Genomic DNA, 18591 nt, shown 5'->3' with positions numbered 1-18591 from the left:
GCCTTCCTGGAAGTCGATGAGCGGTGATCACCTGCGGCTGCCCTTCGGGGCGTCGCTGTGCCGCGCCCGGTCCGAACGGCCGCGCGCGGACTGGGTGTCGAGGATGTGCAGGGCCTGGGCGACCGCCGACGGATCGGTCTCGCGCCCCGGCGCGCCCGGGGCATACCAGCGGTCGCTCAGCAGCCCGTCGTCGAGACGGGACCAGGTGCCGTCCAGGGTGATCTTCCCCGGCAGCCAGCCCGTGGGCCGCCGCCCGGCCACCTGGTCGCCCCGCCGGGCGCGGGCCCAGGCGCCGTCCCAGTAGCAGGCGATCAACTGATTTGCCTCGTCGGCGAGTTGCTGTGCCTGCTGACGGCAGACCGAGGCGGCCGAGCGCCACTCCGCGACCCACCCGCCGAACCGGGCGAGCGCGGCCGGAGTCGGTTCCCCGCGCCCGGTGTACTGGGTGACCACCCGCACCGACTCGCTCTGGATGCGGATGTGCAGCGCGCGGTGCGCCGCCAGGGTGCGGGAGCGCAGCCGCGCGGTGCTGTGCCGCACCTGTGCGTGCAGGCCCAGGACGTAGGGCGGCAGTTCCTCGTCCGAGGGCGCGCCCCCGGCGCGGGCGCCGGCCAGCATCTCGCGCAGCCCGTCCGCGTCCCGGCGGCCGTGGATCCGGGCACGCAGCGAGGAGAGGAATCCGGCTCTCCGTCGCTGGACCCGGACATTTATTCGACCTTTGTTGATCATTTCGAAGATCCCCCATTCCTCCCGCGGTCCGGGTCGGTGAGTCGCTGCGATGGGGGAGAGAGTAGCGGAGCAAAACCTTTGCGGGGACGGTGATTTCAAGGAACTCGATCTCTCTCTTCCGGAGTTCCGGAAAACAACCGGATCCCGCCCGGCGGACAGCCGGATGAACGCCTTCCGGCAATTGCGGGCGTCCACCGGAGCACTGGATACTCGCTGCCGGTACGAGGAGGAGATGCCGTGGAAATACGCCTCGACGGGACCCACTACCCGTTGGAAACGCTCGGCCCGGGGAGGCGGCTCGGCATCTGGTTCCAGGGCTGCTCACTGGCCTGCGCCGGATGTATGTCCCGGCACACCTGGGACCCCGAGGGCGGCACGTCCGCCACCGTCTCCGAGGTGCTCGCGCGCTGGCGGGAGGCTCTCGCCGACGGGGCCGAGGGCCTCACGGTCAGCGGCGGCGAGCCCCTCCAGCAGGCGGCGGCGCTCGCCGAACTCCTCGCGGGTGCGGCACGGTTGAGGGACGAGGCCCGGCGGCACGAGGGGAGCGCCGGGCCCCGTTCCCCCGACCTGCTGGTGTACACGGGGTACGAGCCGGCGGAGCTGACGCCCGAGCGGCGCCGGGTCCTCGCCGGGGCGGACGCCGTGATCACCGGCCGGTTCCGGGTCGCGGAGCCCACCCGGCTGCTCTGGCGCGGCTCGGCCAACCAGCGGATCGAGCCCCTGACCCCGCGCGGCGCCGCCCGCTACGCCCCCTACCTGGACCGGGAGTCGACCGGCCGGCGCTTGCAACTGGCCGGCGGCGAGGGCCGGGAGCTGCGGCTGTACGGGGTGCCGCTGCGCGGCGAACTCGCCGAGATGGAACGCCTGCTCGGGCGGGGCGGGGTCGCCTTCACCGAGCGGAGCTGGCGGCCATGAGCAGCCGGGCGTGCCCCTCGTCGGGCGTGACCAGCAGCACCGACCAGGAGGGGTCCCGGCGCAGCTCCTGCCCGATCGCGCCGAGCAGCGCGCGGGCCGCCGTCGGCACGGACAGGCCGCCCCGCCCGGTGCCCATCAGCGGGAAGCAGATCGAGGACATCGGCAGCGCCAGGAAGTCGGCCTCGTGGCGGGCCAGTTCGAAGGAGGCGCGCACCGCCTGGGCCAGCACGGCGGGTGTCACGTGGTAGCGCTCGCCGTTGCCGACCGGGGCCGCGATCGCCGCGTGGTGGACGCGCCGTACCCCCTGCGCGGCCAGCGCGCCGGACGACGTGGCCACGACGGTGCCCGGTCGCACGGGCACGCCCGGTCCCTCGTGCGTGCGCAGCCACACGCCCAGTTCGCGGGCGAGGACGTCGTCCACGATCTCGCCCGAGGCGTCCCGCAGCGCGGCGGCCCGCCGCAGGGCCCCGGACACCGTGGAGCGGAAGGTCTTGGACATCTCCAGGAACGTGTTCTCCGAGGAGACGAGGATGTCCACGTCCCGCACCAGCTCGATCGGGCACGTCCGGACGGTGATCCGGCCCGCCGGGGCGGCGCCCGGCCGGACGCCCGGCGCCCGGTCCTGGACACCGGTGCCGGGTATCGCCCGCCCCGGCGCGGGCGGCGCCAGGGCCGCCGGTTCCCGCGCGCCGGGCGGCCAGGGCTCGCCGTCCCGCCGCCCGTCCCGCTCCCGTATGCGTGCCTCCCGGGCCACCGCCAGGACCGCCGCCGCGAGTTCCTCGATGACGTCGTGCTCCTGGCTCTTGCGGAAACGCTCGGTGGTCACCCCGTAGACCCCCGCCGCGGCCTTGCGCCGGTCGGTGCCGGGGACCCCGCGGCGGGCCGGGAAGATCCCGAAGGAATGGGCGGCCGCGCGGGCCAGCGGATCGCTGGAGTCGTCGTCCCGCACCGGATGCCCCCCGGCCAGCCGGCGCACCGCCGCGCCCAGCAGCTCCTCGATGCCGCTCTGCTCGTCCTGCTCCCCGTCGCACAGGCCGGCCGCGACGGCCGCCTCGCGCAGCGCGTCCCTGGGGCAGCGGCGCAGCCCGGGCAGCCCGCGGCGCCGCACTTCCCGAAGTTCTTCCACCAGGCTTTCGTGCGCGGGCAGCGGGTGCATGGGGCACATCGTAGACCCGGCGGATTGCCCGTTGAAGTTGCGGGAAACTCCCCTTCGCGGGACGGGATTTCGGATATCTTCGGCGTCCCGCGATCCGCGCATCGCGCCGATTCGTTCCGCGCCGCGCCCTGGTGGCGCGCCCAGCGTGTTTCCCGGAAGATCGGAAGTCGATGAGCACGCCGCCCACCCGAGTCGTCCCCGTCGAGGACGGCGGATTCACCAATGCCCGGGCCGTGGAGACGCGACCGGTCCTTTCCGACGTTCCGCGGGAACTCGCGGACCGCTTCCTGCTCGTCGCCGAACTGTCCCGGGCGCGGCGGCCCGCCGAGGCCGTGGTGCTCAGGGTGCGCGACCTGACGGCACGTCATGGCGCTCCCGAGATACCCCTGGTGCTCAAGTGGTACCACCGGCTGCACGCCCCCGGCCCCGACGTCGAGCAGGAGCTGCGCGAACTCGCCGAGGAGGAGGCCCCCCACCTGGAACGGCTCCTGGAGACCGGCGAGGCCCACGGACACCCCTGGCACCTGTACTGGTCGCACGGCGAGGAGGACCTCGCGAGGTACCACGCCGACCATTGCGGGGAACTGCGCCCCGAGACCGTCAAGGACCTGGTGGGCCAGCTGTACGACGCCCTCACCGCCCTGCACGGACGGGGCGTCGTGCACCGGGACATCACCCCCGACAACATCATGGTGCAGACCCGCCGCGCGGACACGGCCGACCTCGTCCTCATCGACTTCGGCGCCGCCGTCCACCGGCCCGAGGAGGCCGAGGAGCCCCGCACCGACTGGCGGGGCAAGCCCCTCTACCTCGCGCCCGAGGCCGGACTTTTGCGGCAGACCGTCTCCGAGGCCGGCGACTGGTGGTCGCTCGGCATGGTGATCGCCCAACTCGCCCTCGGCAGGCACCCGGTCGACTTCCGCCGCGACGAGGAGGTGCTGGCGGAGATCGCCACGCACGACCCCGACCTGAGCGGCATCGGCGACCGCAGGACCCGCCGGCTCTGCGAGGGCCTGCTCACCCGGGCCCCCGAGAAGCGCTGGCACGCCGGGCAGGTGGGGGACTGGCTGGACGGCAAGGACCCCGACGTCGCCCCGCGCACCGACGAGCGGGTCTTCGACGACGAGGACCCGCGCCCCGCGATCCGGCCCTTCCCGTTCATGGGGCGCGAGTTCACCGGGACCGACGCGCTCGCCCTCCACCTCGACCAGAACCACGTCTCCGCGGCCCGGATGCTGGCCGCCGCCGACGACCGGGGCGAACTCGTCGCGTGGCTGGGCCAGTTCGAGACCACCGGCGCCCGCAGCCCCGAGGAACTACGCCGGCTCGCGGCCCTGCGCGCCGAACTGGACCGCCCGCCGTCCGCCGGCACCGTGGTACGGCTCCTGAACTGGCTCGGCCCCGGCCTCGATGTCTCCTGGCACGGCGCGGACCTCGACGTACGCGGCATGCGCCTGCTGTGCCAGGGCGCCAGGGACGGCCACGCCGACGCGGTCTCCCTGCTGCGGCACCTCGCGGAGCGGCCCGCCGTACTGACCGGACTCGCCCAGCGGCCCGGCGGCCACGGACTGGACGAGACCGGCCGCGCCTGGCACACCCTGCGGGCCGGCTGGGAGCCCACCGTCCGGGAGCTGCGCGGCCATGAGATCGGCACCCTCCCCGGCGTGGCCGCGGCCCTGCGGCGGACCGACGCGGTCGACGCCTGGCTCCTTCAGCTGGCACGCGAACCGGAGCGCACCCGGAGCCGGCTCACCGACGACATCCTGCGCCGGCGCGCCCTGCTCCCGGAGCGCGTCCCCTGGTTCGACGCGCTGCTCGACGCCCGCGAGGACGACCTGCGCCTGCTCGCCGCCCATCTCCTGTACGAGCAGGCCCGGTTCGCGGCCGAGGAACTCAGGCGGCGGCGGCTCGTCCAGGAGGCCGACCGGATGCTCGCGGCGGACCAGGCCGGACTCCTCGCCGTACTGCGGCGCCTGGACCGGCTGCCCACCCTGGGCTGGGCCCTGCTCGGCGCCACGGTCGTCACGGCCCCCTGGACCTTCGTCATCGGCCTCGCCGACGTCCTGGGCCGCGCCGCGCAGGACGCGGTCGTGACGGCCTGGCTGGAGGCGCTGCCGGCGGCCGCGTTCGTCTTCGCGGCGGAGCTGTGGACCGCCGCGTACATCGGGCCGCCCTTCTACCACCCGGAGAGATCGCTGGCGGGCCTGCTGATCCGGCACGCGGAGCGCCCCGCCCGGCTGGCCCGCACCCGGGCCGGCCGCTACCTCACGGCGGCGCTGCTGGTGCTCGCCGTCTTCCTCGGCTTCTACGCCATCGTCCGCGCGCCCTGGGTGTGGCCGCTCGCCTCGGCGGTCGCCGTCGCGGTGTGGAGCGTCCGCCGCTGCCTCGCCCACCGGCGGCTGCGCCGGCCGCGCGATCCGGAGTCCGCGTGGAGCCTGCGCCGGCTGCTGGCCTGGTGGCGGGGCCGGCACGAGCGCCGGCGGCTGCGGGCCGCCGGGCTGCCGCCCGATCCCGAGCCGGAGTGGGGCCTGCGGCGACTGCTGGCCTGGTGGTGGCGCGGCCGCCACGAGCGCCGGCTGCGACGCCGACGGGCGGGCCACCGGCTGTCCCGGTGGCACCCGCGCCGCTTCCTGGACCGCCGCCGGACGCGGCGGGCAGCCCGGACGAGGCGGGCGGATCGAACGCGGTGGGCAAACCGGGTACCTCGGGCAGACCGGGCACGTCGGCCGGACGGCCTGCGGCTCGAACCGACGGCTGATACGGCGACCGGGCCGCCGGCCGGGGTCGGCTCCGAGGGGGCGACCGGGCGGGTGGCCGGGTTCTGCCCCGGGGTGGTGGCCGAGCCGGTGGCCGAGCCCCGGCCCGAGCAGACGGCGGAGCCACGGCCCGCGACGCAGCCCGAGGAGACGGCGGAGCCACGGCCCGCGACGCAGCCCGAGGTGACGGCAACCACCCCGCCCACGACGGCGACCGTGACCACCCCCGAGACGACCTCCGCGACCACGTCCACGACGACAGCCGAGTCGCCCTCCGCGACGATCGCCGAGTTTGCGGGCGGGGCTGCGGGCGAGACCGCGGGTGAGTCATCGTCCGAGCGCCGCCCCGAGGCGACACCGGGGCCACAGTCCGCGACGCGACACGAGTCGTCGGCAACGACCCCGCCCACGACGGCGACCGTGACCACCGCCGAGACGACCTCTGCGGCCACGTCCACGACGACTGCCGAGTCGCCCTCCGCGACGATCGCCGAGTTTGCGGGCGAGGCTGCGGGCGAAACCGCGGGTGAGTCATCGTCCGAGCCCCGCCCCGAGGCGACACCGGAGCCGCAGTCTGCGGTGCGACACGAGTCGACGGCAACGACCCCGCCCACGACGGCGACTGCGACCACCCCCAAGACGATCCCCGCGACCACCCCCAAGACGACCTCCGCGACCACGTCCGGGACGACGGCGGAGCCAGGGTCCGACAGCACAGGAGGACAGGCATGAGTTCGGGTCTCGCCTTCCCGACGGTGGACATGGTGATGCCCACCGTGACCTTCCCGCCGCCCCCGCCGCCCGTCGACGCCCAGGCCCTGCCGCACACCGGCCTGCTCCATACGCACGGCGCGACCAGCCACCTCTCCGCCCACGCCGGCGACTTCATCCAGCACACGGTGCATCAGGCCGGCGACGCCGCGCTCCAGGCCCTCGGCTCGCTCAGCGGCGCCCTGCTCGTCGGCCGGGCCGCCCTGCTCACCACCCGTGTCCTCGCCGCCGCCGCGGTGCGCGCGGGGAGGAGCAGCGCTGCCTGGAGCGGCAGCAGGCACTGGCCGCGACGGCCGCCGAACAGTGGCGGGACGCCGCCTTCGCGGCGGTACGCGTCAATGCCCGCAGGCGCGCCCTGCTCGCGCGGGTGGCCCGGGCCGGTGCCGCGGGCGGCCCGGGCGGAGGCCCGCCGGACCCCGATCTGCCGCCACCGCTGGAGCCGGTCGGCGAGCAACTGCGCACCCTGCGGCAGCGACTGGCCCGCTTCGAGGAGGACGTGCGCCGGGCGGAGGAACGGCATGCCGCGTGGGAGCAGCAACGCCTCGGCGCCGAACTGCGGTTGGACGACGGCGACGACGCCTGGCAGCGCGCGCTGCGCGAGAGCCGGCGGCGGGCGCTGGACCTGTTCACCGCGGAGCGCACCGCCGAGGCCGAGGAACGCCGGCTGCCCCGGCAGACCTCCGACCGCGCCCCCCGTCCCGCCCCGGACGCGGACGAGGTCCGCCGGGCCGGCGCGGAGATCCTCGGCGGGCTCGACCCCTACGCCGTCTCCGAGGCCGCCGAACTCGCCGCCGGTGCCGTCCGGCACGCCGTGTGCCGCGCGGCCGAGGACCCCCGCCGGGCGCGCATCCACCTCAACGAGGCGCGCAAGTACGTCCGCGACGCCAACAAGGACGCGCGCCTGACCCGGGAGGCCCAGGAACGGGCCGCGCTGCACTACGACTTCCTCGTCTACGAGACCCCGGCGGACGCCGAGGACCTCGCCCCGGCACCGGAGGCGGTGGAACTGCTGCGGCGGACCCTGGACGACGCCGTCCCGCTGAACCGCGAGGAACTGGCCGTGGTCGAACGCGCCGTGGAGGAGCGGCGCTGCGCGCTGGAGACCATCTACGTCCGGGACCAGTGCGCCAGGGCCGTCGAGGAACTGGCCCGGAGGTTCGGCGGGCCCACCGAGGCCGGCCGGCCCGCGGGGCAGGAGATCCGTCTCGACTGGACACCGGACGGCTGGGGGCCCGGCCACTGGCTCAGGGCGACGGTGTCCGACGGCGCGCTCAGGGTCGCGACCATGTACCGCGGCGGGCCGGAGCGGACCCCCGAGCAGCGCGCCCTCGACGACGCCCGCTGCGCGCAGACCCCCGAGCGGATCGGCGAACTCCAGCGGATCATCAAGGACTTGGGCGTCGACATCGAGTTCGACGTACGGACCGAGGGCGCGCTGCCGGGCGTACCGGGGGAGGGCGCCGTGTCGCTCGACGAGCCGCCGGCGAGGGACGACGTCCGGCCGGAACCCGCCCACCACACGGGTCCGCGGTACAAGACCGCCGACGGCGACGACCGCCGCCGGGACCAGCGCTGAACCGCCGCAAGCGCCACTGAGAGGCATGCCCGCACACGGTCCGTGCCCGCGGACCGGGGGGAGGAACGATGGAACTGTCCAAGGAAGACCGGCTCCCGCCCTTCGTGGAGGAGCTGATCGGAACGCTCGGCGTGCACGCGCAGTACGTGCTGCACGGCAACATCCGTGATCTGCACCTGGTGAGCCGGCGCGGCCGGGACCGCTTCCATCCGATGCTCGACGTGCTCTGGAACCCGCTGCGGGAGATCGGCTACCAGGCACTGGTGCTCTGCGACCAGGTGGGCGGGTTCCATGTGGCGGCCGGGGACGGGGAGACCCGGACCGCCCTGGAGGAACTGCTCCAGGGCCCGCGCGAGTTCCCCGGCCAGAACGCCGCCCAGCGCCAGGCGGTGCTCGACCAGATGCGGAACATCACCTCCGGCTGGGCGGAGCGGCGCGAGGAGATGATGCGGGACGGGCGCCGGCTGCGGCCGCTGCGGCTGGCGCTGGTCGTCGACCACTCCTCCCGTCTGCTCACCGACCCGTCCCGGCCGACCCCCGACGAGCGGGACTTCTTCCTCGCCTGCCTCAAACTCGCCACCGAGGCAAAGCCGTTGGAGCCCTGGACCGGCAACCCCGTCGTCCCGGACGAGCCGGGCCGGTTCAACCCGGTGATCTGGCTCGCCGAGGGGGAGCGGGACGTACCGGGCTGGCTGATCTCCGGCAGCGAGCGGATCCGGGCGGTCGCCGTGCCGGAGCCGGACGCGGACGAGCGTACGACGATGGCGCGGCTGCTGCGCGAGCGCTACGACCGGTACGCCGGGAAGGGCGCGGGCGGCGGCCGTACCGTATCCGGCGACACGGACGCGCAGGAGGCGGCCCGGTTTGTCGGCGCCTTCGCCCGGGCGGCCACCGGACTGAGCCTGCGGGCCATGGAGGAGAGCGTGAAGCTCGCCCGCTCCCGGGGCATGCCGTTCACCGCGATGCCCGACGCCGTACGGATCTACCGGCTCGGCGTGGAGAAGAACCCCTGGAGCCGGGGCGAGATCCGCCGGCGCATCCTCGCCGGCGAGGACCCGGACAACGAACGGTCCATCCCCCGCCGGGTGCTGGGGCAGGAGGCGGCCGTGGCGATGACCCTGGACATCCTCAAGCGGGCCGCGCTGGGCCTCTCCGGGGCGCAGGCCACCAACCCGGGGCACCGGCCGCGCGGTGTGCTGTTCTTCGCCGGCCCGACCGGCACCGGCAAGACCGAGCTGGCCAAGGCCGTGGCCTCGGTGCTCTTCGACAGCGACCAGGCGTATCTCCGCTTCGACATGAGCGAGTTCTCGGCCGCCCACTCCGCCGACCGGCTCGTGGGCGCGCCGCCCGGATACGTCGGCTACGAGGCGGGCGGCGAACTGACCTCCGCCGTACGGGAGAACCCCTTCCGCGTCATCCTCTTCGACGAGATCGAGAAGGCCGACAAGGGCATCCTCGACAAGTTCCTCCAGGTCCTGGAGGACGGCCGGCTCACCGACGGGCAAGGGGTCACCACGTACTTCAGCGAGTGCGTGCTCATCTTCACCTCCAACCTCGGCGTCCAGCACACCGATCCGCAGACGAAGGAACGCAAGTGGATCGTCGCCCCGGGCACGCCGTACAAGAAGCTGGAGACCACGGTCAAGGACAACGTGAAGAAGCACTTCGAGGAGGTCATCGGCCGCCCCGAGCTGATGAACCGGATCGGCGGCAACGTCGTCGTCTTCGACTTCATCTCCGACGCGATCGCGGAGCGCATCTTCGATCTCCAAGTGGGTAACATCCAGCGCCAGTTGGCGCAGGGGCACCAGCTCTCCCTGGAGATCGAGGACAGTGCCCGGCGTGAACTCCTGGACCACTGCACGCGGGACAAGTGGAACGGCGGCCGGGGCATCGGCATGGTGCTGGAGACGCATCTCATCAACCCGCTCGCCCGGGAGCTGTTCGCGGCGCCCGACCTCGGGCCGGGCAGCACGGTCGTGGTGACCGGCGTACGGGAGACCGAGAGCGGACGGGTGGACACGACGGTCGTCATCAAGAAGGGGGCCGCGGATGGCGGAGGAGCCTGACGGGTACGACGACGATGACGGGTGGGAGTCCGTCGACGAGAACTTCGGGTCCGCGCCGACCGCATCCCCGCCACTGACCGCATTCCCGACGGCCGCGCCCGCGCCACCGGCCGTCGGCGCGCGCTGCGCGCGGTGTGCCGCCGTCGTCCCCGCCGGCGCGGGCGTGTGCCCCGGCTGCCTGTCCCCGGTCGGTGCCCGGGAGCGGCAGGCGCGCCGGCTCGCGGGCGGTGTGCTGCGGCTGGTCTTCCGCGGCGGCGGCCGGCACCTCGACGTGCCGCGCGGCGCGGAGCTCCGGCTGGGGCGCAGCGAGAGCTGGGCCCCCGAGGCGGCCGCTCTCATGGCCGACGAGGAGACGGTCTCCGCGCGGCACGCGACCCTCGTCCACACCCCGGAGGGGGCCGCCTGGCTGACCGAGGTCCCGCGCGGCGCCAGCAACGGCACCCGCGTCAACGACCGTGTCCTGACACCGGGTTCCCCGGTCCGGCTGCGCGACGGCGACCGGGTCGACCTCGGCCCCGAGGTCGACTTCGTCGTCCGGGGCATCGAGGACGAGCCGGGCGACGCGGCACCCTGACGACCAAGCGGGCAGACCGGTCAGCCGGACCCGGACGCGCTCGCGGACCGCCCGCCCCCGAGCGCCCCGACCGCGGCCCGCGCCACCTTGATGGCACCCTTGTTGATCTCGTCCGTCCCCGGCGCCTTCTTGGTGTCGAAGTCGCTGCCGCTGTACGTCACCACGACCAGCGCGTTCGAGACGCGCACGATCACCACGCCCTCGCGGGTCTGCTGCTTGTCCTCGGTGGACAGGCCGACCACCGAGTACGCGCTGTCCCCGAGCCCCGGCACGCTCCCGCCGCCGGTCCTCCGGCTCACCTGCTGCTGGTACTCCTGCGTGGCCTCGTCCGCCGAGCCGCTGATCTCGTAGGAGACGTCGAGCCAGTGGTACGCGTAGCCGTGCAGGGCGTTCCAGGAGCAGGTGCGGCGCAGCTTCGGGTCGGTCGAGGGGATCTCCTTGCCGGCGGCCTTCGCCCCGGGCACCAGATCGCCGACGGTCGAGGCGGACACGGCGGAGCAGGGGGAGGAGGCGGTGGAGTACGACGTCGACGCGGACGAGGCGGAGGGCGCGGCGGACGACGCGGACGGGCCGGGCGCGCCCGCCCCGGACCGGTGCCCGGTGGACGACGCCTGGGGTGTGGCGGGGGAGGCGGACAGGGCCCACCCGGCGCAGGCGAGGACCACGACGGGGGTCAGCCGGGCGGTGAGGGCGAGCGGCAGAGGCAGAGAACGCACGGCGCACATCTCGTGGGAGGGGGAACGGGGACGACAGTGTCACACGACTGCCTGTGCGGCAGAAGCACGAACTCGCTGGGTGGCCAGGCGATCACGGGCTCACCCCCGGGACGTACCACCGCGCCCCTTTTGCCCCTCCAGCCAACGGCGGGCGCCGACCTCGCTCGGGTACTCGCGCACGGTGAACGCCGCCGCGCACCAGCCGACGGCCCAGGCGGCGAAGGCGGGCAGGACGGGCGCCGCGATCACCACGAGCAGTCGGCCCACCAGCGTCAGCCAGGTGGTGCGGCGCACCTCGTCGCGCTTGCCGGCGCGGAACTCGTCGGGGACCGGAGGGTCCTGGAGCTTCGCGCGATGGTCCCGGCGCTGGACCAGCCAGCCCCACGCCAGCGCCACCACGGACGCCACGGCCTGCGCCCAGTCCCACACCGTGCGCACCGCCGACGGCAGTTGCTCGCGGAACCCGCTGTACAGCTCCAGCGCCGCGTAGCAGAAGAAGGCCAGCACGAGGAACCACAGCAGGGCACCGCTCGCCCGGCGCAGCCAGTAGCGGGCCCCGCGCGTGTACCAGGTGGTGCCGAGCCCCGGCAGGGCCGGGATGCGGGCGGGGGCCGGGGCGGCCGGGGCGTCAGAAGATGCTCTTGATGCCATGCCAGGCGTCCTCTCCGAGTCGCTTGAAGTCGCCCCCGGTCTTGGACAGCACATGCCCCGACCCTGTCAGTACACCGCCGACCACGCCGTGGTCGTGGATGTCCTCGCTCCAGTGCTCGTGGAGGGAGTGGTCGATGATGCCGGTCGCGCCGATCACCACCGCGCCGCCGACTCCCGCCACCACCAGCACGGGCACATCCACGGGCGCGGCCGCGACCAGGCCCGCCGTGATGGCCGTACCGGCGGCGAGCCCCGCGACGTTGGCGCCCCCGTCCACCGCGATCGACTTCTGCCACGACCAGCCCTTGTCATGGTCGTCGGACGCCTCCAGCAGCCCGCACGCCCCGGCCGCGGCCACGTCCAGCACCGGGATCTCCTTCAGGAAGTCCGGCACCGCCTCCAGGCCCTTGCCCGCCCGCAGCAGATCCGCCGCGTCGGCCAGCTTCACGTTCAGCGCCCGGTCGTACGGCAGCTTGGTGCTGCCGTTCTCCGCGCGCGCGATCGCGTCCTCCAGGTCGTCCACCTTGGTGAGCGCGTCCTTGTACGCGCCCTTGGCGGGCAGGTCCTTGGGCAGCGCCTTGCCCGCCTTCTGGTACGCCTTGCGCTCGGCGCGCAGCTCCTTCTTGGCGTCCTGCGCCGCCTGCTTGGCGTCGTCCAGCTTGGAGCGGGCCTTCTCCCCGCCGGCGCGGGCGTCCTCGGCGTCGTACGCGTACAGGCCGCGCAGATAGTCCGCGATGGTGACCTTGTCGCCCTGGGACACCGAGCTGTCCTTCGACGTGACCTGGTCGTACAGGTCCGACAGCTGCTGCGCCGCCTGAAGGCGCGCGTGCTGGGCGGTGTGCAGGACCCGGTCGCGCACCTTCGCGTAGTCGTTCATCGCGGAGATGGTCTTCTGGTCGTCCGCGCTCGGCGGGTCCGCCGTCATGATCGGCTGCGGCGCGCCCTTGGCGTCGCAGACCACGCCCTTGCCGGCCGCCGTGTGCTCCGCGTTCTGCAGGGACGTCTCACAGGTGGTCAGGGCGTCGGCGAGGGTGCCCAGGATGGTGCCCGCCTGGTGCACCAGCTCGGCGAAGCCGCCGGCCGTGATCTCGTCCTCGCTCCACTTGCCGCGGAACGTCTCGGCCGCCTCGCCCTTCCAGCTCGCGTCGCCCGCCAGCTTCTCCACCGCGGTGCTCAGCGGCTTGACCACGCCGTCGAGCTTGTCCTTGGCGTTCTTGTAGGTGGTGGCCATCGTGTGCAGCCCGCCGATGTCTCCGCCGACCCAGCTGTCGCCCATCAGTCCAGACCCTCCGTCAGGTCCTCGAAGACGCCGTGGACGTCCACGTCGTGCCGGTGGAAGGAGTCACGCGCGTACGCCGCCTTGTCGCCGTGGTCGTCCATGCGGTCGGCGAGCCCGGTGTGCAGGCCGATGATGAGGTCCGCGACCTCCTTGACGGCCGCGTCCAGCGCCGGGTCACCGCCGCTGACGATGGCCGGGGACACGTCCGGGGCGAGCTTGCGGTAGTCGCCCGCCTGGTCGTGGAAAGCCTTGGCAAGGCCGGTGAGGTCGTCGTAGATGACCTTGAAGTCGGCCGTCACCGGCGCACCTCCTGTGCGAGGGCGGCCAGGTCCCGCGGCCGCCAGTTGGTTTCTCCGGGCGCGACGCGCGGATCGAGCAGGACCGTGATGCCCCGCCCGCCCATCTCCTCGGCCAGCGGACCGAGCGAACCGGCCACCCACGGCTGCGCCTCGCCGAGTGCGGCCGCCAGCTTCGCCGGGGAGGTGAAGGCGAAGGCGACCGTGCCCCGCGCGGGATGCCCGAAGAGCTCGACCATGATGAAGGGGACACGGGCCGGGCGGCCCTCGCTGCCGGTCCCGGCGACCGAACGAGGATGCGCGGGCACGCACACCGGCGTGTGGTACGGCGGCACACCCGGCCGGGGACCGGGGCGGCCGTCGGCTGCGGGCGGCGCGGGGGCGGACTCGGCGAGGTCCAGCAGGGCCGAACGGCGCGGTCGCGGACCGTCCTGCGCGGGCTCACCCCCCGGCGGTCCGGGCTCCGGCTCCACGAAATCGAGCAGCCGTGAACGTATCGGCGCCGTCACCGCCGTCACCTCTTCCCCGTGGTCGTGCGTGGCCGATTCAGGCCCGACCACGGTAGCCAGCGGACGGCGGGGCAAATCCGGCTATGTCCGGGCCATGGCCGCGACGTGCACGGAACTCATACAGGGGCTTGGTCCGCCCATGGGCCTGCCTTGACCTCACCCTGAACCGCGCTCCCCGCCCGCGGACGCTCACGGCACCCGCGCGGTCCACTCCCCGGTCGTGAACTTCGTCCGCGCCAGTTCCCGCGCCCGCGCCAGCTCCTCGTCGGTGACCTCGCCCGGCGCGAGCCCGTAGCGCGCGCGGAAGGAGTCGATCATGCGGTCGATGACGGCCTCACGGGCCAGCCCGGTCTGCCGGCGCAGCGGATCCACCCGCTTCTTCGCGCTCCGCGTCCCCTTGTCCGACAGCTTCTCCCGGCCGATGCGCAGTACTTCGGTCATCTTGTCGGCGTCGATGTCGTACGACATGGTCACGTGGTGCAGTACGGCGCCCGGACCGCCGCCCGGTCCGACGACCCGCTTCTGCGCGGCGCCCGCGATCTTGCCCTGGTCGGTGGCGATGTCGTTCAGCGGCTGGTACCAGGCCCGGATGCCCATGTCGCCGAGCGCGGCGAGCACCCAGTCGTCCAGATAGGCGTAGCTGTCCTGGAAGGACAGGCCGTGCACCAGGGACTCGGGCACCGACAGGGAGTACGTGATGGTGTTGCCGGGCTCCACGAACATCGCGCCGCCGCCCGAGATCCGGCGCACCACCTCGATGCCGTGGCGGGCGGCGCCGTCCGGATCCACCTCGTTGCGCAGCGACTGGAAGCTGCCGATGATCACCGCGGGGGCGCCCCACTCCCACACCCGCAGCGTCGGCGGGCGCCGGCCCGCGGCCACCTCGGCGGTCAGCACCTCGTCCAGGGCCATGTGCAGGGCCGGGGCCTGAGGCCCCTCGTGGATCAACTGCCAGGCGTAGTCCGTCCAGTCGGTGGCGTGCGCCAGCGCCCGGCGCACCGCGATCGCGATGCCCTCCGCCGTCAGCCCGTACATCACCGTGCCCGCGGGCAGCGCCGCCTCGATCCGCGCGGCGAGCCCGGCCGCGTCGGTGCCCGCGGGGGCGCCCTCCAGCGCGCCGTTCACCGCGTCCAGCGCCTCGTCCGGCTCCAGGAAGAAGTCACCCGCCACCCGGACGTCGCGCAGCACGCCGCCGTCCGTCTCCACATCCACGACGACCAGCTTGCCGCCGGGCACCTTGTACTCTCCGTGCACCGCCTGGGCCCTCCGTTTCCCTCAGCGTGATCAACGCGCCGCCTCCCCGAGGTGTTCCCCGCGGGCCGCACCGCCCAGGCTCCGTCAAAACGGTGTCAAGGTCCCCGGGCACGCCGCCAAGGAAGCGCTAACGGCCGCACCGCCCGCCGGGCCCGGCCGCTTCCTTGGGAGGGAACCCCCCGGTGCGGGGGGCCGGATCAGTGAGCGGAGCGCTACGGCGGCGATGAGTGACGTACGGCCCGGACGACTGAAGGTCTACCTCGGCGCGGCCCCCGGGGTCGGCAAGACCTACCGGATGCTCGACGAGGGGCGGCGGCGTGCCGCGCGCGGCACGGACGTGGTGGTCGGCTTCGCCGAGTGCCACGGCCGCCCGCGCACCGAGGCGATGCTCGACGGCCTGGAGCGCGTCCCCCGCGCCGTCTGCTCCCACCGGGGCGGCCGGTTCGAGGAGATGGACCTGGGCGCGGTCCTGGCGCGGCGCCCCCAGGTGGCGATCGTCGACGAGTGCGCGCACGGCAACGTCCCCGGCGAGGGCCGCAACGCCAAGCGCTGGCAGGACATCGAGATCCTGCTGGCCGCCGGGATCGACGTCGTCACCGCGCTCAACATCCAGCACCTGGAGTCCCTCAACGACGTGGTCGAGAAGATCACCGGCGTCCCGCAGCACGAGACCGTGCCCGACGAAGTGGTGCGCCGGGCCTGCCAGATCGAGCTGGTCGACATGCCGCCCGAGGGGCTGCGCCGCCGGATGGCGCACGGCAACATCTACGCCCCCGAGGCCGTCGACGCGGCCCTCGCGAACTACTTCCGCCCCGGCAACCTGGCGGCACTGCGCCAGCTGGCCCTGCTGTGGGTGGCCGACCGGGTGGACGAGGCGCTCCAGGAGTACCGCTCCCGGCACGGCATCGGCCGGGTCTGGGAGACGCGGGAACGGGTCGTCGTCGCGCTGACCGGCGGTCCCGAGGGCGACACGCTGGTACGACGGGCCGCCCGCATCGCCGACCGGTCCGCGGGCGGCGATCTGCTCGCCGTGCACGTGGCCCGCAGCGACGGCCTCGCCGCCGGCGTCTCGCACGCCTCGCTGGCCCGGCAGCGGCGGCTGGTCGAGGACCTCGGCGGCAGCTACCACTCGGTCGTCGGCGACGACGTGGCCGCCACCCTGGTCGAGTTCGCCCGCGCCGAGAACGCCACCCAGCTGGTGCTGGGCACCAGCAGACGGGGCCGGCTCGCGCGCTTCCTCACCGGACCCGGCACCGGGGAAACCGTCACCGCTCTCTCCGGCGACATCGACGTACACCGCGTCACCCACGAACGCGCCGGGCGCGGCACCCTGCTGCCGTCCCGGCGGCGCACCCTGTCCCCGGCCCGGCTGATCGCGGGACCGGTGGCCGGGCTGGTGCTGCCGGTGCTGCTCACCGCCGTCCTCGCCCAGCTGCGCAGCACCCTCAACCTCACCAGCGAGGCACTGCTGTTCCTGCTCACCGTGGTGGGCGTGGCCTGCATAGGCGGGGTCGCCTCGGCGGTGATCGCGTCGGTGACGGCGTCCCTGCTGCTCAACTACTGGTTCATCCCGCCCGTCGGCTCGTTCACGCTCGCCGAACCGAACGCCCTCGTGGCGCTCGCCGTGTTCGTGGTCGTCGCCGCCGTGGTGGCCGCCGTCGTGGACCGCTCCCTGCGCCTGTCCCGGCGCTCGGCGCGGGCGACGGCCGAGGCGGAGACCATGTCCTCGCTCGCGGGCAGCATCGTGCGCGGCGAGGCGACCATCCCGGCGCTCCTGGAGCGGACCCGGGAGACGTTCGGCATGGACGTCGCGGACCTCCTGGACGAGCCGCCGGACACGCCCGGGGTGACCGCCGTACCCGCGGGCCCCGGCGCCTGGCTCGCCCTGCGCGGCCGGGCCCTGTCCGCCTCCGAACGGCGGGTGCTGGCCGCGTTCGCCGCGCACGTCGGCTCGGCCGTGGAGCGCGCCCGGCTGGCCGAGGCGGCGGCCGAGGTGGAGCCGGTGCGGGCCGCGGACCGGCTGCGCACCGCGCTGCTGCGGGCCGTCGGCCACGATCTGCGCACCCCGCTGGCCGCGGGCTGGGCCGCCGTCACCTCCCTGCGCGGCCGCGACGTCGCCTTCTGCGCCGAGGACCGCGAGGAACTCCTCGCCACCGCCGACGCGTCCATGGCCAAGCTCAGCCGCCTGGTGGAGAACCTCCTCGACCTCAGCCGGCTGGAGGCCGGGGTGCTCACCCTGAATCTGCGGGAGACCTCCCTGGAGGAGGTGCTGCCGATCGTCCTGGCGGAGGAACCGGGGGCCGAGGCGGCGGACACGGAGGGCATCCCGCCGGTGCTCGCCGACCCGCCGCTGCTGGAACGCGTACTGGCCAACCTGGTCGGCAACGCGGCCCGGTACTCGCCCGCCGGGAAGAAGGTGCTGATCACGGCCAGCGCGCTGGCCGGACGGGTGGAACTGCGGGTGATCGACCGGGGCCCCGGTCTGCCCGCCGACGGCCGCGAACGGCTCTTCGAGCCCTTCCAGCGCCTCGGCGACACCGACAACACCACCGGCCTCGGTCTCGGCCTCGCCCTGGCCCGGGGCCTGACGGAGGCGATGAACGGCACGCTCAGCCCGGAGGACACGCCCGGCGGCGGCCTCACGATGGTGGTGTCACTGCCGGCCGCGGAGCACGCCGGGAACCCCGGCCGCGCCCCGCTCCCGGAACCCCCCGCCCTGCGAACGCACGACCCGCACCCCGGCCCCCCACCCGGCCGCCCCCGTCCCGGGACGCACCCGAGGACCACGCCGCCCCTGACCGGCAGGCCCCACCCGCCCCGCGCCCAGGGCCCGGCCGCCCCGTGACCGCGCCGCCGCGCGACGGCCCGGCCGGTCCGTGCCCGGCGACTCCCGCCCTGGCGCCGGGCCGGACGGCGCCCTGCCCCGCCCGCCGACGCCGCGCCGCCCTCGTGGCCGCGCCGGGCGGGTGCGTCAGCCGGACGACGGGCGGGCGCGCGGCGCTGCCGGAGGCGGCCGGCACCGTGGCGAGGCGCGACGTCCGCGCCCGCGCGGCGAGTCGGGAGACGGCCGCGCCGGCGGTGGGCAGCGGCACCGTCGTCCCGGTCGGCCGCCACGCCCGGGGTACGAGGGCGCCGTCACGTTCGCGCGGCACACCCGGAACCCGGACACCGACGGCCGGTCGGACGGCGAGGCCGAGCCGCGCGGGTGTACGGCGGCGGCCCCTGCCCCGGCCGCCGCTCACCCCCGGCCGCCGTCAACGATCCGTCAAAACAGGCAGGTCGGGCGCGAAGAAGGTGACAGGAGAGGTCGGCGGGGGCGGGGGAGAGGGCAGAGGCTGGG

The 18591-nt window shown here is 74.6% G+C and carries 15 protein-coding genes; 6 read left to right on the top strand and 9 right to left on the bottom strand.

Translation table 11 applies throughout. The annotated features are described in order from the left end of the window. Nucleotides 1-27: 27 nt before the first annotated feature. On the bottom strand, nucleotides 28-729 hold the full coding sequence (locus tag GHR20_RS07240; RefSeq protein ID WP_153812684.1) for a hypothetical protein: 702 nt from the start codon (nucleotides 727-729) through the stop codon (nucleotides 28-30). Between the two features lie 237 nt (nucleotides 730-966). Between GHR20_RS07240 and GHR20_RS07235 the strand changes: the two genes are divergently transcribed. Further along, on the top strand, nucleotides 967-1644 hold the full coding sequence (locus tag GHR20_RS07235) for a 4Fe-4S single cluster domain-containing protein (protein ID WP_153812683.1): 678 nt from the start codon (nucleotides 967-969) through the stop codon (nucleotides 1642-1644). Here GHR20_RS07235 and GHR20_RS07230 read toward each other — a convergent pair. Beyond that, nucleotides 1619-2800 (bottom strand): macro domain-containing protein, encoded by a 1182-nt coding sequence (locus GHR20_RS07230; protein ID WP_243877965.1) that lies wholly within the window; start codon nucleotides 2798-2800, stop codon nucleotides 1619-1621. The genes GHR20_RS07235 and GHR20_RS07230 overlap by 26 nt on opposite strands. A 170-nt stretch (nucleotides 2801-2970) precedes the next feature. On the opposite strand from GHR20_RS07230, the gene GHR20_RS07225 reads away from it, so the two are divergent. Further along, nucleotides 2971-6288 carry a protein kinase gene (locus GHR20_RS07225; RefSeq protein ID WP_153812681.1) on the top strand — a complete coding sequence of 1106 codons (3318 nt, stop codon included), beginning with the start codon at nucleotides 2971-2973 and terminating at the stop codon, nucleotides 6286-6288. A 172-nt stretch (nucleotides 6289-6460) separates the two neighbouring features. Here the strand turns inward: GHR20_RS07225 and GHR20_RS36720 are convergent, their stop codons facing one another. Then, on the bottom strand, nucleotides 6461-6847 hold the full coding sequence (locus GHR20_RS36720) for a hypothetical protein (protein WP_194858835.1): 387 nt from the start codon (nucleotides 6845-6847) through the stop codon (nucleotides 6461-6463). Here GHR20_RS36720 and GHR20_RS07220 point away from each other — a divergent pair. The 3 genes from GHR20_RS07220 (at nucleotide 6824) to GHR20_RS37390 (ending at nucleotide 10546) form a co-directional block, all read left to right on the top strand. Then, complete coding sequence (locus GHR20_RS07220) at nucleotides 6824-7903, top strand: hypothetical protein (RefSeq protein WP_194858834.1); 1080 nt, start codon at nucleotides 6824-6826, stop codon at nucleotides 7901-7903. The two genes, GHR20_RS36720 and GHR20_RS07220, sit on opposite strands and share 24 nt — an antisense overlap. A 68-nt stretch (nucleotides 7904-7971) precedes the next feature. Then, complete coding sequence (locus tag GHR20_RS07215) at nucleotides 7972-9972, top strand: AAA family ATPase (RefSeq protein WP_153812679.1); 2001 nt, start codon at nucleotides 7972-7974, stop codon at nucleotides 9970-9972. Beyond that, nucleotides 9956-10546: an FHA domain-containing protein gene (locus tag GHR20_RS37390; protein WP_243877964.1), complete on the top strand. Its 591-nt coding sequence runs from the start codon at nucleotides 9956-9958 to the stop codon at nucleotides 10544-10546. Before GHR20_RS07215 ends, GHR20_RS37390 begins: the two co-directional genes overlap by 17 nt. 20 nt (nucleotides 10547-10566) lie before the next feature. On the opposite strand, the gene GHR20_RS07205 is transcribed toward GHR20_RS37390, so the two are convergent. The 6 genes from GHR20_RS07205 to GHR20_RS07180 form a co-directional block, all read right to left on the bottom strand. Beyond that, entirely contained in the window at nucleotides 10567-11262 is a 696-nt protein-coding gene (locus GHR20_RS07205; RefSeq protein ID WP_153812678.1) for a hypothetical protein, read from the bottom strand. 99 nt (nucleotides 11263-11361) lie between these two features. After that, a complete protein-coding gene (locus tag GHR20_RS07200) occupies nucleotides 11362-11913 on the bottom strand; it encodes a hypothetical protein (RefSeq protein WP_243877963.1) in 552 nt (183 codons plus the stop codon). Then, complete coding sequence (locus GHR20_RS07195; RefSeq protein WP_153812677.1) at nucleotides 11891-13189, bottom strand: hypothetical protein; 1299 nt, start codon at nucleotides 13187-13189, stop codon at nucleotides 11891-11893. Before GHR20_RS07195 ends, GHR20_RS07200 begins: the two co-directional genes overlap by 23 nt. Further along, nucleotides 13189-13491: a DUF6317 family protein gene (locus GHR20_RS07190; RefSeq protein WP_148023184.1), complete on the bottom strand. Its 303-nt coding sequence runs from the start codon at nucleotides 13489-13491 to the stop codon at nucleotides 13189-13191. The genes GHR20_RS07195 and GHR20_RS07190 overlap by 1 nt, the downstream gene beginning before the upstream one ends. After that, a complete protein-coding gene (locus GHR20_RS37385) occupies nucleotides 13488-13997 on the bottom strand; it encodes a hypothetical protein (protein WP_241670528.1) in 510 nt (169 codons plus the stop codon). The genes GHR20_RS07190 and GHR20_RS37385 overlap by 4 nt, the downstream gene beginning before the upstream one ends. Before the next feature lie 189 nt (nucleotides 13998-14186). Further along, entirely contained in the window at nucleotides 14187-15251 is a 1065-nt protein-coding gene (locus tag GHR20_RS07180; protein WP_111581234.1) for a biotin/lipoate A/B protein ligase family protein, read from the bottom strand. Nucleotides 15252-15474: 223 nt separating this feature from the next. On the opposite strand from GHR20_RS07180, the gene GHR20_RS07175 reads away from it, so the two are divergent. Beyond that, nucleotides 15475-18096 carry an ATP-binding protein gene (locus GHR20_RS07175; RefSeq protein ID WP_153812676.1) on the top strand — a complete coding sequence of 874 codons (2622 nt, stop codon included), beginning with the start codon at nucleotides 15475-15477 and terminating at the stop codon, nucleotides 18094-18096. Nucleotides 18097-18591: the final 495 nt, after the last annotated feature.

It is taken from the genome of Streptomyces sp. SUK 48 (assembly GCF_009650765.1).
Classification (GTDB): Bacteria; Actinomycetota; Actinomycetes; order Streptomycetales; family Streptomycetaceae; genus Streptomyces.
Note: the sequence above shows the minus strand (reverse complement) of the source record. Positions and strands in the feature narration are given on the sequence as shown.